The organism is Mesorhizobium sp. M0166, assembly GCF_040322255.1.
GTDB lineage: Bacteria > Pseudomonadota > Alphaproteobacteria > Rhizobiales > Rhizobiaceae > Mesorhizobium.
In genome coordinates this window covers 103,467-117,567 of sequence record NZ_JAMYTD010000009.1, presented here as the reverse complement: position 1 = coordinate 117,567, position 14,101 = coordinate 103,467, and the positions used below count along the sequence as shown (strand labels likewise).

The window sequence follows — 14,101 nt, the reverse complement described above, 5'->3', positions numbered from 1 at the left end:
AGGATTTTCAGCACGATGAGTACTGACGAAACGATTGGCGCAATGGTCGAAGGCGAGGACACCTCGCTGCTGATCGTCGACGACGACAAGCCGTTCCTGACGCGGCTTGCCCGCGCCATGGAAACCAGGGGTTTCGTGGTCGAGACGGCGGAGAGCGTCGAGGAGGCGGTTGCCAAGGCGCGCGCCAATCCGCCCGCCTATGCGGTGGTCGACATGCGGCTGGCCGACGGCAACGGCCTCGACGTCGTCGCCGCGATCCGCGAGAAGCGCGACGATGCCCGCGCCATCATCCTCACCGGCTACGGCAACATCGCCACTGCAGTGACGGCGGTCAAGCTCGGCGCCATCGACTATCTGTCGAAGCCGGCCGATGCCGACGATATCTTTGCAGCCCTGACCCGCACGGCGGGCGAACGCGCAGCGCCGCCAGAAAATCCAATGTCGGCCGATCGCGTGCGCTGGGAACACATCCAGCGCGTCTACGAAATGTGCGACCGGAATGTCTCGGAAACCGCACGCCGCCTGAACATGCATCGCCGCACGCTGCAACGCATCCTCGCCAAGCGCGCGCCGCGCTAAAAGGCTCTGACTACAGGCTTGCCCGGCCAGCCCTGTTTGCGCATCATCGCTTGGCGGTGTCGGACCTTGCCGCTGCTACGACGGAGGCGACATGCAGGACGAAAAGCGGCTGGTCTCCATGCTGCGCGAATTCCTCGACAGCGAGGCGGCCGGCGGCCTCATCCTCATGGCTGCGGCGGCCCTTGCCCTGATCGTCGCCAATTCGCCGCTGGGCGAGGCCTATTTCTCCGCCCTCCATGCCTATCTCGGACCGCTCAGCGTCTCGCACTGGATCAATGACGGCCTGATGGCGGTGTTCTTCCTGCTGGTCGGCCTCGAGATCAAGCGCGAGATGCTCGACGGCCAGCTCTCGACCTGGCCGCGCCGCGTGCTGCCCGGCATCGCCGCCGCCGGCGGCATGGCAGTGCCGGCACTGGTCTACGTCGCCATCAACCGCAACAATCCAGCCGCTCTGTCCGGCTGGGCGATTCCGACCGCCACCGACATCGCCTTTGCGCTCGGCGTGCTGTCGCTGCTCGGCAGCCGCGTGCCGGGCTCGCTGAAGATATTCCTCACCGCGCTCGCCATCATCGACGATCTCGGCGCCGTGCTCATCATCGCGGTGTTCTATACCAGCGGCCTCTCGCTCGCCTATCTCGGCGCCGCCTTTGCCGTCATCGCGCTGCTGGTGGTGCTCAACCGCATGCGCGTGCTGACGCTGCTGCCGTACGTCTTGCTCGGCATCGTTCTGTGGGTTTTGGTGCTCAAATCGGGCGTCCATGCGACGCTCGCCGGCGTTGCACTGGCCCTCACCATCCCATTGAAGATCTCGCCGGGCAGCGGCCACGATCTCGACCATTCGCCGCTGCACCGGCTCGAACACGGCCTGCACAAAGTCGTCGCCTTTTTCGTCATCCCGATTTTCGGCTTTGCCAACGCCGGCGTCTCGCTCGGCGGTCTCAGCGCTGCCGCGCTGGCCGAGCCGCTGACGCTCGGCGTCGCCGCCGGTCTCGTCGCCGGCAAGCTGGTCGGCGTGTTCGGGTCTTCCGCGCTTGCCATCCGGCTTGGCTTCGCCGATCTGCCGGTCAATGCCGGCTGGCTGCATATGGTCGGCATTTCGCTGCTGTGCGGCATCGGCTTCACCATGAGCCTGTTCATCGGCCTGCTCGCCTTCGCCAGCGACGTCGCTCTGCAGGACGCGGTCAAGGTCGGCATCCTCGCCGGCTCCTTTATTGCCGCGCTCCTAGGCGCCGCTGTGCTGCTCGTGGCGCCGGCCACAGGCGAGGCGGAGGAGGCGGAAGAATAGGCCCCGTCTCCTCGCGGGCGCTACCCGTGCGCAACCATGACGTGGCGGACGGCGGTGTAGTCCTCCAGCGCGTAAAGCGACATGTCCTTGCCGTAGCCGGATTGTTTCAATCCGCCATGCGGCATCTCGTTGGTCAGCATGAAATGGGTATTGATCCAGGTGCAGCCATATTGAAGCCGGGCCGCCGTCGCCATGGCGCGCGAAACGTCCTTGGTCCACACCGACGACGCCAGGCCGTAGTCAGAGTCATTGGCCCAGTTCACTGCTTCGTCGACTTCGGAAAAGCGGGTGACCGAGACCACCGGGCCGAACACTTCGCGGCGCACGATCTCGTCCTCCTGCAGCGCGCCGGCAACGACGGTCGGCTGGTAGAAGAAGCCGGAGCCCTCGCCAGGCTTGCCGCCCGTGGTGATCTCGATGTGCTTGAGCTCAGAGGCGCGCTCGACGAAGCTTGAGACGCGGTCGCGCTGGCGACGCGAGATCAACGGGCCGATCTCGTTTTCAGTATCGTCAGGACGATCATATTTGATGGTCGAGACCGCAGCGGAGAGGTCGGCGACGAGCTTGTCGTAGATTTTCTTGCCGGCATAGATGCGGCAGGCGGCGGTGCAGTCCTGGCCGGCATTGTAATAGCCGAAGGCGCGCAGGCCGTTGACCACCGCACCGAGATCGGCGTCATCGAAGACGATGACCGGCGCCTTGCCGCCGAGCTCGAGATGCGTGCGCTTGACCGATTTGGCGGCGGCCTGCAGCACCTTCTTGCCGGTGGCGACGTCGCCGGTGATCGAGATCATGTTGACCTTCGGATGGTTGATCAGCGTGTTGCCGACGCTGTCGCCGCGGCCGAGCACGACGTTGACGACGCCTTCCGGCAGGATCTCGGCAAGGATTTTAGCCAGCTTCAGCGCGGTCAGCGGCGTCTGTTCCGACGGCTTGAAGACGACGGTGTTGCCGCCGGCAATCGCCGGCGCCACCTTCCAGGCCATCATCATCAGCGGATAGTTCCACGGCGCGATCGACGCGACAACGCCGATGGCGTCGCGGCGGACCATCGAGGTGTGACCGGGAATGTATTCGCCGGCGACCTGGCCGGGCATCGAGCGCACCGCGCCGGCAAAGAAGCGGTAGCAGTCGACGATCGCCGGGATCTCGTCGTTGAGCACGGCATTGATCGGCTTGCCGCAGTTCAGCGCCTCGAGCGCCGCGAAATCCTGTGCAGCAGCCTCGATGCGATCGGCGATCTTCAGGAGATAACCGGCGCGCTGCGCCGGCGTGGTGCGCGACCAGGTGACGAAGGCTTTTTCGGCGGCAAGCACTGCCGCTTCGATCTGCGCTGGGCTGGCCTCGGGCAGATTGAGGATGGTCGCCCCGGTCTTCGGGTTGAGGATCGGTTCCTCGGTCTCGGTGCCTTTTTCGAATTTCGAGCCGATCAGCATCTGCGTGTCCATGGAAGTCTCTCCCTTATGAACGAGATCATTTGCCCGAACCGGCGATCTGGTCGCCGTCGCGGGTCAGGTAATAGGCAGCGAGGATGGGAAGCAGCGTCACCAGCACCACGACCATCGCCACTACATTGGTGACCGGACGCTGGCGCGGACGGATCAACTCTTCGAGCATCCAGATCGGCACCGTCTGCTGCTGGCCGGCGGTGAAGGTGGTGACGATGACCTCGTCGAAGGACAGCGCAAAGGCGAGCATGCCGCCAGCCAGCAGCGCGGTTGCGATGTTGGGCAGCACGACATGCCGAAAGGTCTGGAAACCGTCGGCGCCGAGATCCATCGACGCCTCGATCATCGAGCCGGACGTGCGGCGGAAACGGGCGACGGCATTGTTGTAGACGACGACCACGCAGAAGGTGGCGTGGCCGAGCACGATCGTCCAGAACGAAAACGGGATTTCGGCCAGCGCGAAGGCCGAGCGCAGCGCAATGCCGGTGATGATGCCGGGCAGCGCGATCGGCAGGATGACCAGCAGCGAGATGGTTTCGCGGCCGAAGAATTTTGTGCGGGACACGGCCGCGGCGCACAGCGTGCCGAGGACCAGCGCGATGGCGGTCGAGATCGCCGCGACGCGCACCGACAGCGACAGCGCCTGCCAGACGTCGGGCCGGTTCCAGGTGACGGCGAACCATTGCGTGGTCAGGCCCGGCGGCGGCCAGACGAAGCTCTTCTCCTCGATGGTGAAGGCATAGACGAAGATCAGCAGGATCGGCAGGTGCAGGAAGAGCAGGCCGCCGGTGGCAGCGAGCTTCAGGCCGAGAGGCGCGGATGGGCCACGGTCAGAGCGCATCGAAAGCCCCCATACGCTTGGCGCCCCAGAGATAGAAGCCCATGATGACAATGGGCACCACGGTAAAGGCGGCGGCAAGCGGGATGTTGCCGGCAGTGCCTTGCTGCGAATAGACGGCCTGGCCGATGAACAGCCGCGAGGTACCGATGATCTGCGGGATGATGTAGTCGCCGAGCGTCAGCGAGAAGGTGAAGATCGAGCCGGCGACGATGCCGGGCAGCGCCAGTGGGAACAGCACGTTGCGGAAGGTCTGGCCGGGCGAGGCTCCCAGATCGGACGAGGCCTCGACCAAATTGCCCGGCACGCGCTCGAGTGCGGCCTGCACCGGCAGGATCATGAAGGGCAGCCAGACATAGACGAAGACGATGAAGGTGCCGGTTGAGGAGACCGACAGCGAGTTGCCGCCGACGACCGGCAGCGATAGCCAGGCATCAAGCAGCCATAGAAGATGCAATTTGGCCAGCAGCCACGTCAGGATGCCTTCCTTGGCCAGGATCAGCTTCCAGGCATAGATCTTGACCAGGTAGCTCGACCACAGCGGTAGCATGACGCCGAGATAAAACAGCGCCTTCCAACGGCCGCGCGCATAGCGCGCCGCATAATAGGCGATGGGAAAGGCGATGACCGCCGACGCGAACGTCACCAGCGCCGCCATTGTCACCGTGCGCAGGATGATGTCGAGATTGGCGGCCTGCAGCAGGTCGCCATAGGTCTTTAGCGTGAACTGCCGGTTGATCAGGCCGGAGAACTCGTCGATCGAAAAGAAACTCTGCAAAAGCAGCGCGAACAGCGAGCCGATATAGACGATGCCGAGCCACAGAACCGGCGGCAGCAGCATGAGCAGAAGCAGGAGTTGCGGCCGGCGCCAGAAGAGATCCGACAGCGCGCCGCGCAAGCCGCCGCTTCCCGGCAGGATGGCGGGGGCGGGACTGGAGTTGAGCGCGGCGATGGTCATGACGCGCCTATCGTGTTGATTGGATCAATGGTGGAAAGGCCGAGATCCTTCACACCCCCCTCTGTCCTGCCGGACATCTCCCCCGCAAGGGGGGAGATCAGCAGCTTGTCTGCCCCGCCAGTTCTGCAATGTTGGAGATTGGCGAAGCCAGTGGTAACGGCCAATCTCCCCCCTTGCGGGGGAGATGTCCGGCAGGACAGAGGGGGGTGCCGTAGGGCGCCAACCTCGGACGCATACCCCGCTTCAAACCCGGCCCTCATCCCAGCTCGTCCATCAAATGCAAATGCTCGCGGTTGAAGGTGAGCACCACCGCCTCGCCCTCCCGGGGCAAGGCAGCACCCGCCGGCACGATGGCATGCAGCCGCAAGCCCTCTGCATCGAGTGCCAGTCTTGTCGTGGCGCCGAGATAATTGGTCGAGACGAGGCGGGCGGCAACGCCTTCGCCGTTGGCCCGGCCAATACGGATGGATTCGGGCCGCAGGCTGCCCCAGCGATGCTGGCCGGCATAGCGCTGGACGAAATCCGGCGGCAGCACGTTGGACGAGCCGACGAAATCGGCGACGAAGCGGGTCTTGGGGCGCTGGTAGATGTCTTCCGGCGTGCCGATCTGCATGATCTTGCCGTCGTTGAAGACGGCGACGCGGTCGGCCATCGACAGCGCTTCGCCCTGGTCGTGGGTGACGAACACGAAGGTGATGCCGAGCGCCTTCTGCAGCGATTTCAACTCCTCCTGCATGTTTTCGCGAAGCTTGAGGTCGAGCGCGCCGAGCGGCTCGTCGAGCAGCAGCACCTTGGGTTGGTTGACCAGCGCCCGGGCGAGCGCGACGCGCTGGCGCTGGCCGCCGGAAAGTTGACCAGGGCGACGCGCGCCGTAGCCGGGAAGCCGCACCAGCGCCAGCGCCTCTTCCGCCGCCTTTTGCCGCTCCGATCTGCCGACGCCCTTGACCATCAGCCCATAGGCGACGTTGTCGAGCACGTTGAGATGCGGGAACAGCGCATAATCCTGGAACACGGTGTTGACGTTGCGGCGATAGGGCGGCACGCCCTCGGCGCGTTCGCCGAAGATCGAGATCGAGCCCGCCGTCGGCTGCTCGAACCCGGCGATGAGGCGCAGGCACGTCGTCTTGCCCGAACCGGAAGGCCCGAGCATGGCGAAGAACTCGCCCGGCACGATGTCGAGATCGACCGCGTCGACGGCACGCACGCTGCCGAAATGGCGGGAGACTTTTTGGAAGGAAACGGCGGAGGTCATGGGCTGTCCTGATCTGTCAGGCTCATTAAATTTCAGGCGGTTGTGCCGCCCCTCATCCGCCTGCCGGCACCTTCTCCCCGTATAGCGGACGGGGGGAGGGAGGCGCTCCAACGCTGGCGACCCCGCGTTCTTCACGGGGAGAGGGTAAGGGTGAGGGGCAGCGCCGAGCTTAGTAGGTGAGACGAACTCACCGCCCGCCGATGACGCCGATATAGTCCGACACCCAGCGGTAATAGGGCACGCACTGATCGTTCTGGGTGGCGCATTTCGAGACCGGCGTCTTCCAGAACTTGATCTTGTCGAAATTGTCGTAGCCGTTGGTCTTGCAGCCTTCTTCGCCGAGCAGTTCGTTGCCCTTGCAGGCGGCAGGCACCACCGGCAGCGAGCCGAACCAGGCGGAGACGTCGCCCTGCACTTTCGGCGACAGCGAATGCTCCATCCACATGTAGGCGCAGTTCGGGTGGGCAGCATCGGCCTCCATCATCGTGGTGTCGGCCCAGCCGGTAACGCCCTCCTCGGGGATGGTTGAGGCGACCGGCTTCTTGGCCGCGATCAGCGTGTTGACCTGGTAGGGCCACGAACCGGAGGCGACGACGCCTTCGTTCTGGAAATCGTCGACCTGGATGGCGGCGTCGTGCCAATAGCGTCCGACCAGCGTACGCTGGACCCGCAGCAGGTCGAGCGCAGCCTTGTACTGGTCCTCGGTCAGTTCGTACGGATCCTTGATGCCGAGCTCCGGCTTGTGAGCCATCAGGTAATTGGCGGCGTCGGCGATGTGGATCGGCCCGTCATAGGCCTGGACGCGGCCCTTGTTCGACTTGCCGTCGGGAAGCTTCATTTCCTCAAAGACCACGTTCCAGCTCTTCGGCGCCTCCTTGAACACTTCGGTGTTGTACATCAGCACGTTCGGCCCCCACTGATAGGGGACGCCGTAATGGACTCCGCCGACGGTGAACCAGGGCGCATCCTTCAGCCGGTCGTCGACCGTCTTCCAGCTCGGTATGAGGTCGGTGTTGATCGGCTGGACGCGCTTGCCGGCGACCAGACGCAGCGAGGCATCGCCCGAGGCGGTGACCAGGTCGAAGCTGCCCTCGTTCATCAGCGAGACCATCTCGTCGGAGGTGTTGGCGGTCTTGACGTTGACTTTGCAGCCGGTTTCCTTTTCGAAGGACGTGACCCAGTCGTAGGCCTTGTCGGTTTCGCCGCGCTCGATATAGCCCGGCCAGGCGACGATATTGACCTCGCCTTCGCCCTTGCCGAGCTCCTTGACCTGGGCGATGGCCTGGCCGGAGAAGGTCAGCGCGACCGTCAAGGCAGTGCATGATTTCAGCAATGAATTCATCGTCGATCTCCCATTTTGCATGACCTCGAAACCGGTTTCGGTTTTTCGGAAGAAGATCATGCGCCCGTTTAACGTTGGATGCGCGGCTCTGAAGAGCCGTGCTCCGGCAGCTTTGTTCCCTGACCGAAAAGTGCTGCGAAATTTCCGGTTTCGCAAATTCATTTATCAGAAAGCCGATATCGGTTTTTCCGATACATTAGCGGGCGATCTTCTCGGGCCGTTGGCGCACCATGCGCTGCGACTGGGCAAGTCCGATGAAGTCGCGCGCCGCCTGCGGCAGGCCGGAGCCGCGCCGCCAGACCATGCCGACCTGGACGACCGGCAACGACCCCGAAATATCGCGCGATTCGATGCGGTCGCCTTCCAGCGACCATGGCCGGTAGACAAGGTCGGGCAGCAGCGCCACGCCGGCGCCGGTGGCGACGAGGCTGCGCACCGCTTCGACCGAGCGGGTGCGGAAGGCGACATGCGGTTTGGCCCCGATTGCCGTCAGCAGCTTTCCGGTATTCTCCTCGATCTCGTCAACGGTCAGCATGATCAGCGGTTCCGAGGCGATGTCGCCGATGCCGATGATGTCGGCACCGGCCAAGGGATGGCCGAGCGGCAGCCACAGCCGGTAGGCCGAGACTTCGAGGATTTCGGACTGCAGTGCCGTGCGGTCGCGCAGGTTCGAGGTGACCATGACGGCAATGTCGAGCTTGCCGCCAATCAACAGGTGCTCGAGATAGTCGCCATTGTCCTCGATCGCCGAGACTTCGACACCCGGATAGGCGCGGCGATAGCGGGCAAGAAGATCGGACAGCACATAGCCGGCGACCAGCGAAGTGACGCCAAGTTGCAGCCGCCCGCTTGCCGCAATCTGTTCGCCGAAGAAGGCGCGGCGCGCATCGGAAACGTCGGCGAGGATCTTCCTCGCATGGCGCAGGAACTGGTGACCCTTGTGGGTGATGTTCAAGCCGCGCGGGTGGCGTTCGAACAGTTCGACGCCGAGATCGTGCTCCAACTCCTTGATCGCTTCGGTGACCGAGGATTGTGAGATCGACAGGTTCTGGGCGGCGCCCGACACTGTGCCCTGCTCGGCGACGGCGATGAAGAACTGCAATTGGCGGATGGTGAAAGCCATGGCTGGACTAAACACGGCAGAGGCGGCGCTGGGAAGTGGGATGCTGGTGCCGATCTCCCGATAGAGCTCAGCCCTCGCTTCCGCCGTCCGCAATGCTGAGCCGCGCGCCGGCCTGGGCGAGGACGGCGGCGATGTCGTGCGGCGGCGGCCGGTCGGTCGCGAGTTCGGAAAAGCCGCCGAAGCCGCAGACCTGAACCAGGCCCTGGCGGCCGAATTTGCTGTGGTCGGTGACGACAAGCGAGCGCTGGCCGCGCGACAGCACCATGCGGGCGAATTCGGCCTCTTCCAAATCATAGTCCATGACGCCGGTGACGGCATCGACCGCACCGGTCGATATCACCGCATGGCTAACCGAAAAGCGGCTGACGAATTCGATGGCCGAGACGCCGAAGGCAGCACCGGAATCGCTGCGCAGCTCGCCGCCGGCCATATAGACCTTGTTGCCGTTGACGGTGGCAAGCGTGCGGGCGATGTCGGAGGAGTTGGTGACGACCGTCAGCCGCCGGTGGCCGAGCAGTTCCCGGGCCAGGAAAGAGGTGGTGGTGCCGGTGTCGAGCATGATGGACTCGCCGTCGCGGATCGTGGCGGCGACCATGCGGGCAATAGCCCGCTTGGCATCGGCGTTCTCGCGCATGCGCCGCTCGAACGGCGCTTCGCCGGCAATCGACGGCAGGCCGACGGCGCCGTGCATCTTGAGGATGGAACCGTCGCTGGTCAGTGGCTTGACGTCGCGGCGTACCGTCTCCAGCGAGACGCCCAGCCGGTCGGCCAGGCTGGCAATGGTGACGGTGCCTTCCTCCTTGAGGAGGCGCAGGATTTCGCCATGCCGCTTCGAGTGGAGCATCGGTTCCATCCGGTCGGATTGTTGCACCATTGACCGTTTCTACGGCATAAATGCCACTAACTCCAAGGAATTTAGCAAAGTTCGGGCAAAAAACCAGAAAATACCACAATTCCGCGTTGACAACGTCTCCAGCGTGGCGCGACATTATCGCTGTGACAGGCTCGGAACGGAGGACGACGGCTGAGCCGCACGAAAAATCGCCTGCCCGAACGCCCGGGAGATCGTCGGGTGCAAGGGTGCCGAAATTCAGGATCCGCGGGGGCGGATGCCGGCGTCGAAGAACCCGGCACAAAGGGGCTCGTCGGTGCGGTGCGGGATACCGATCCCGAGATCTGCACCGACGAGATCTTCGCGTTGCCGCCATTCCTCCGTCCGATTGTCATCGCTGGCCAGCCGTGACATGCGTAGAAAATTGACCCAATGTTGGACGAGATCGTGACTGTCGAAGACCGCATCCGTGCGCTGCCTTGCTGGACCGGCAGCATCGACATCGCGCCGCTGCCGGGCGGGTTGAGCAATGCCAATTATCTGGTCAAGGACGCGGCCGGGCGGCATGTCGTGCGCATCGGCCAGGATTATCCGTTCCACCACGTCTTTCGCGAGCGCGAGATGATGACCGCGCGGGCAGCGCACGCGGCAGGCTTCGCTCCGGCCGTCCACTATACCGGACCCGGCGTCATGGTGACGGAGTATCTCGGCGCCAAGGCCTATGTCGCGCAGGATGTGCGCGCCGATCTCGGCCGCGTTGCCGCGTTGCTGCGCGGTTTCCACCGGGAGATGCCCGGTCATGTTTCCGGCGCCGGTTTCATGTTCTGGGTATTCCACGTCATTCGCGACTATGCGCGCACGCTGGAGGAAGGCCGCAGCCGCAAGCTGGGCGAACTGCCGCGCCTGCTGACGCTGGCGGACGAGCTCGAGCGCGCGCAAAAGCTGCTGCCGATCGTCTTCGGCCATAATGACCTCTTGCCGGCTAATATAATCGACGACGGTCATAGGCTGTGGCTCATCGATTTCGAATATGCAGGCTTCAACACCGCGATGTTCGACCTTGCCGGCGCAGCGTCGAACGCCGGCATGAGCGACGAGGAGTCCTTCGCCTTCCTGACCGCCTATTTCATGAAGGAGCCGGACGAAGCGATACGGCGCTCGCACGCCGCCATGCAATGCGCGTCGCTGCTGCGCGAGGCGATGTGGGGCATGGTTTCCGAGCTCTACCTCGATGCGCCCGGCGTCGACTACGCCGCCTACGCCGACGAAAACCTGGCGCGGCTCGAAGCGGCCCTGGAAAACTACAGGACAAAATACGGGACGCGGACATGACCTTGCCCGCCCAGGCCGGGATCGTCGTCATCGGCGGTGGCATCATCGGCTGTTCGACGGCCTATCATCTGGCGCGCGACCACAAGGCCGAAATCGTGCTGCTCGAACAGGGCAAGCTGACCTCGGGCTCGACCTGGCATGCTGCCGGGCTGGTCGGCCAGCTGCGGTCGTCGGCGTCGATCACGCGCGTGCTCAAATATTCGGTCGATCTCTACAAGGGGCTGGAAGCCGAAACCGGCCTCGCCACCGGCTGGAAGATGACCGGCTGCCTGCGCCTCGCCACCAATGCCGACCGCTGGACCGAGTATAAGCGGCTGGCAACGACGGCCAAGAGCTTCGGCATGGACATGCATCTGCTGTCGCCGGCAGAGGTCAAGGAAATGTGGCCGCTGCTGGAAACCGGCGACCTCGTCGGCGCCTCCTGGCTGCCGACCGACGGTCAGGCAAGCCCTTCCGACATCACCCAGTCGCTGGCCAAGGGCGCGCGCATGCATGGCGCAAAATTATTCGAGGGGGTGCGGGTCACCGGCTTCGAAATGAGAGACGGCCGCATCACCGCGGTGAAGACCAGCAAGGGCGATATCGCCTGCGACAAGGTGGTGAACTGCGCCGGGCAATGGGCGCGGCAGGTCGGTGCGCTGGCCGGCATCAACGTGCCGCTGCAGCCGGTGAAGCACCAGTACATCATCACCGAGAGGATCGACGGCTTGGCGACCGACGCGCCGACGATCCGCGACCCCGACCGCCGCACCTATTTCAAGGAGGAGGTCGGCGGGCTGGTGATGGGCGGCTACGAGCCGAACCCGCAGGCGTGGACGACCGGTCTGCCGGGCGGCGATGTGCCGGAGGATTGGGAGTTCCGGCTGTTGGACGATGACTACGATCATTTCGAGCAGCATATGAGCCAGGCGATCGAGCGTGTCCCGGCGCTCGCCAATGCCGGCGTCAAGCAGATGATCAACGGGCCGGAGAGCTTTACGCCGGACGGCAATTTCATCCTCGGCGTGGCGCCGGAATGCCCCAATATGTTCGTCGGCGCCGGCTTCAATGCCTTCGGCATCGCGTCCGGCGGCGGCGCCGGCTGGGTGCTGGCGCAATGGGTCGTCGACGGCGAGGCGCCGCTCGATTTGTGGGTGGTCGACATCCGCCGCTTCTCCGATCTGCATCGCGACAGGAAATGGGTCGGCGACCGCACGCTGGAAGCCTATGGCAAGCACTACACGATCGGCTTCCCGCATGAGGAATATGTCAGCGGCCGGCCTCGCATCGTCTCGCCTCTATACGAGCGGCTGCAAAAACATCGCGCCGTGTTCGGCTCGAAACTCGGCTGGGAGCGGCCGAACTGGTTCGCGCCGGAAGGCGTCGAGCCGAAAGACGTCTATTCGATGGGCCGGCAGAACTGGTTTTCACCCGTCGGTGACGAACATCGCCATGTGCGCGAAAAGATCGGCATTTTCGACCAATCGTCGTTTGCCAAATATGAAATGACCGGAGTGGACGCGCTGAAGGCGCTGGACTGGATCTGCGCCAATGACGTCGCCAAGCCGGTCGGCAGGCTGACCTACACGCAACTCCTCAACACGCGCGGCGGCATCGAGGCCGATTTGACCGTGGCGAGGCTCGGTGACGAGAAATTCTACATCGTCACCGGCACCGGTTTCCGCACGCATGATTTCTCCTGGATTGCCGATCATATCGGCAGAGAGTTCGACGTGACGCTGACCGACGTCACCGAGGATTTCGGCACATTGTCGCTGATGGGGCCGCGCGCCCGTGACGTGCTGTTAGCGGTGACCGATGCCGACGTCTCGAACGCCGCCTTTCCGTTCGGCCACGTTCGCGAGATCGCCATTGCCGGCCACGCCGTGCGGGCACTGCGCGTCACCTATGTCGGCGAACTCGGCTGGGAACTGCATGCACCGATCGCGGCGACGGGCGAGGTTTTCGATGCGCTGATGATGGCGGGCGCGGTCCACGACATTCGCCCGGTCGGCTATCGGGCGCTGGAATCGCTGCGGCTGGAAAAAGGCTACCGCGCCTGGGGCGCCGACATCACACCCAACGACACGCCGCAGGAGGCTGGCCTCGGCTGGGCGGTGAAGCTCAGGAAGAACACCGATTTCCTCGGCCGGCGGGCGCTTGAAAAGCTCGATGGCTCGACGCTCAGGAAACGCTTTGCCGGCTTCACTGTCGACGATCCGGATGTCGTGCTGCTCGGGCGCGAGACCATCCTGCGCAACGGCGACGCGGTCGGTTATCTCACCAGCGGCGGCTATGGCTACACCATCGGCAAGAACATCGGCTACGGCTATGTGCGCAATGCCGATGGCGTCAGCGATGATTTCCTAGCCTCCGGCGACTACGAGCTCGTGGTCGCAATGGAACGGACGCCGGCTAAGATCCATCTCGAGCCGCTTTACGATTCGACGGGAGCAAAGGTGAAGGCGTAGAGCCTTCCGGTTTCAGCCTCAGTTCACGATGAGCACCAGCCCCCGGCTGGGCACGGTATCGGCCTCGCCTGGCATCGAAACATAGGGCGGCGTCTCTTCGGCGCGGGTGACGGTGCCTTGCGCCTCGAGCTCGGCGATCCGGGCGGCAAACCCGCAATCCCACAGCGTGTTCTTCACTGTCAGCACGATCACCCCGCCCGGCCGGCAGATGCGGATCAGCTCGTCCAGACCCTCGGCCCCGACATGGCCGGACGTGAAGACGCCGGCTGAGATGATCCCGGCATAGGCATCGTCGACGAAGGGCAGCGGTCCGCCAAGCGCCAGGCAGTGCAGCGCCAAATAGACACCCTTGCGCGCGGCTTGCGCCAGCATGCCTTCCGAGATGTCGAGGGCCTCGACCTGCGGATAACCGGTGATGGCAAGCCATTCGCCGATGAGCCCGGTGCCGGCGCCGGCATCGAGCAGAGGTGCCGCGCCGCGCGGCAGATGGCGGGCCAGCAAGGCAAGGCAGATGGTCGGATGGCGGTAGCCGGCCGCCGACATGTCGGCGTCATAAGTGCCGGCCCAGCCGTCGTAGAGCGCGGCTACGTCTTCCGGCCGCTTCGCCGCATAGGCTGCGGCGAGTGCGCTCTGCTGTTTGCTGTCCGTCATCGCTTTCCGTC

The 14,101-nt window shown here is 64.3% G+C and carries 12 protein-coding genes; 4 read left to right on the top strand and 8 right to left on the bottom strand.

From position 1 onward, the window contains the following. The first annotated feature begins 15 nt into the window (after positions 1-15). On the top strand, positions 16-579 hold the full coding sequence (locus tag NKJ46_RS13335; RefSeq protein ID WP_023676342.1) for an ActR/PrrA/RegA family redox response regulator transcription factor: 564 nt from the start codon (positions 16-18) through the stop codon (positions 577-579). A gap of 91 nt (positions 580-670) precedes the next feature. After that, positions 671-1,864, top strand: coding sequence for a Na+/H+ antiporter NhaA (nhaA, locus tag NKJ46_RS13330; RefSeq protein WP_352665418.1), 1,194 nt, complete (start codon positions 671-673; stop codon positions 1,862-1,864). A 20-nt stretch (positions 1,865-1,884) separates the two neighbouring features. On the opposite strand, the gene NKJ46_RS13325 is transcribed toward nhaA, so the two are convergent. The 7 genes from NKJ46_RS13325 to NKJ46_RS13295 form a co-directional block, all read right to left on the bottom strand. Next, a complete protein-coding gene (locus NKJ46_RS13325; RefSeq protein WP_352665417.1) occupies positions 1,885-3,312 on the bottom strand; it encodes a gamma-aminobutyraldehyde dehydrogenase in 1,428 nt (475 codons plus the stop codon). 25 nt (positions 3,313-3,337) lie between these two features. Next, positions 3,338-4,153 (bottom strand): ABC transporter permease, encoded by an 816-nt coding sequence (locus NKJ46_RS13320; RefSeq protein WP_352665415.1) that lies wholly within the window; start codon positions 4,151-4,153, stop codon positions 3,338-3,340. Next, positions 4,143-5,108, bottom strand: coding sequence for an ABC transporter permease (locus NKJ46_RS13315; RefSeq protein WP_352665414.1), 966 nt, complete (start codon positions 5,106-5,108; stop codon positions 4,143-4,145). Before NKJ46_RS13315 ends, NKJ46_RS13320 begins: the two co-directional genes overlap by 11 nt. Positions 5,109-5,364: 256 nt before the next feature. Further along, complete coding sequence (locus tag NKJ46_RS13310; RefSeq protein WP_352665413.1) at positions 5,365-6,360, bottom strand: ABC transporter ATP-binding protein; 996 nt, start codon at positions 6,358-6,360, stop codon at positions 5,365-5,367. A gap of 187 nt (positions 6,361-6,547) precedes the next feature. Continuing rightward, positions 6,548-7,702 carry an ABC transporter substrate-binding protein gene (locus NKJ46_RS13305; protein WP_352665412.1) on the bottom strand — a complete coding sequence of 385 codons (1,155 nt, stop codon included), beginning with the start codon at positions 7,700-7,702 and terminating at the stop codon, positions 6,548-6,550. 196 nt (positions 7,703-7,898) lie between these two features. Beyond that, a complete protein-coding gene (locus NKJ46_RS13300) occupies positions 7,899-8,825 on the bottom strand; it encodes a LysR family transcriptional regulator (protein ID WP_352665410.1) in 927 nt (308 codons plus the stop codon). A gap of 67 nt (positions 8,826-8,892) precedes the next feature. Next, a complete protein-coding gene (locus NKJ46_RS13295) occupies positions 8,893-9,669 on the bottom strand; it encodes a DeoR/GlpR family DNA-binding transcription regulator (RefSeq protein WP_352665409.1) in 777 nt (258 codons plus the stop codon). Positions 9,670-10,104: 435 nt separating this feature from the next. On the opposite strand from NKJ46_RS13295, the gene NKJ46_RS13290 reads away from it, so the two are divergent. Together NKJ46_RS13290 and NKJ46_RS13285 are read left to right on the top strand one after the other, a co-directional pair. Further along, on the top strand, positions 10,105-10,989 hold the full coding sequence (locus NKJ46_RS13290; RefSeq protein ID WP_352665480.1) for a phosphotransferase: 885 nt from the start codon (positions 10,105-10,107) through the stop codon (positions 10,987-10,989). Then, a complete protein-coding gene (locus NKJ46_RS13285; RefSeq protein WP_352665408.1) occupies positions 10,986-13,439 on the top strand; it encodes a GcvT family protein in 2,454 nt (817 codons plus the stop codon). The genes NKJ46_RS13290 and NKJ46_RS13285 overlap by 4 nt, the downstream gene beginning before the upstream one ends. Positions 13,440-13,457: 18 nt before the next feature. Here the strand turns inward: NKJ46_RS13285 and NKJ46_RS13280 are convergent, their stop codons facing one another. Next, positions 13,458-14,090, bottom strand: a complete 633-nt coding sequence (locus NKJ46_RS13280; RefSeq protein WP_352665407.1) for a class I SAM-dependent DNA methyltransferase — start codon at positions 14,088-14,090, stop codon at positions 13,458-13,460. Positions 14,091-14,101: the final 11 nt, after the last annotated feature.

Excerpts from the sequence above, each read along its gene's own strand:
- NKJ46_RS13310 (WP_352665413.1), bottom strand. The coding sequence starts at position 6,360 with ATGACCTCCGCCGTTTCCTTCCAAAAAGTCTCCCGCCATTTCGGCAGC.
- NKJ46_RS13305 (WP_352665412.1), bottom strand. The coding sequence starts at position 7,702 with ATGAATTCATTGCTGAAATCATGCACTGCCTTGACGGTCGCGCTGACC.
- NKJ46_RS13335 (WP_023676342.1), top strand. The coding sequence starts at position 16 with ATGAGTACTGACGAAACGATTGGCGCAATGGTCGAAGGCGAGGACACC.
- NKJ46_RS13325 (WP_352665417.1), bottom strand. The coding sequence starts at position 3,312 with ATGGACACGCAGATGCTGATCGGCTCGAAATTCGAAAAAGGCACCGAG.
- NKJ46_RS13280 (WP_352665407.1), bottom strand. The coding sequence starts at position 14,090 with ATGACGGACAGCAAACAGCAGAGCGCACTCGCCGCAGCCTATGCGGCG.
- NKJ46_RS13320 (WP_352665415.1), bottom strand. The coding sequence starts at position 4,153 with ATGCGCTCTGACCGTGGCCCATCCGCGCCTCTCGGCCTGAAGCTCGCT.
- NKJ46_RS13295 (WP_352665409.1), bottom strand. The coding sequence starts at position 9,669 with ATGCTCCACTCGAAGCGGCATGGCGAAATCCTGCGCCTCCTCAAGGAG.
- NKJ46_RS13300 (WP_352665410.1), bottom strand. The coding sequence starts at position 8,825 with ATGGCTTTCACCATCCGCCAATTGCAGTTCTTCATCGCCGTCGCCGAG.
- NKJ46_RS13285 (WP_352665408.1), top strand. The coding sequence starts at position 10,986 with ATGACCTTGCCCGCCCAGGCCGGGATCGTCGTCATCGGCGGTGGCATC.
- NKJ46_RS13315 (WP_352665414.1), bottom strand. The coding sequence starts at position 5,108 with ATGACCATCGCCGCGCTCAACTCCAGTCCCGCCCCCGCCATCCTGCCG.
- nhaA (WP_352665418.1), top strand. The coding sequence starts at position 671 with ATGCAGGACGAAAAGCGGCTGGTCTCCATGCTGCGCGAATTCCTCGAC.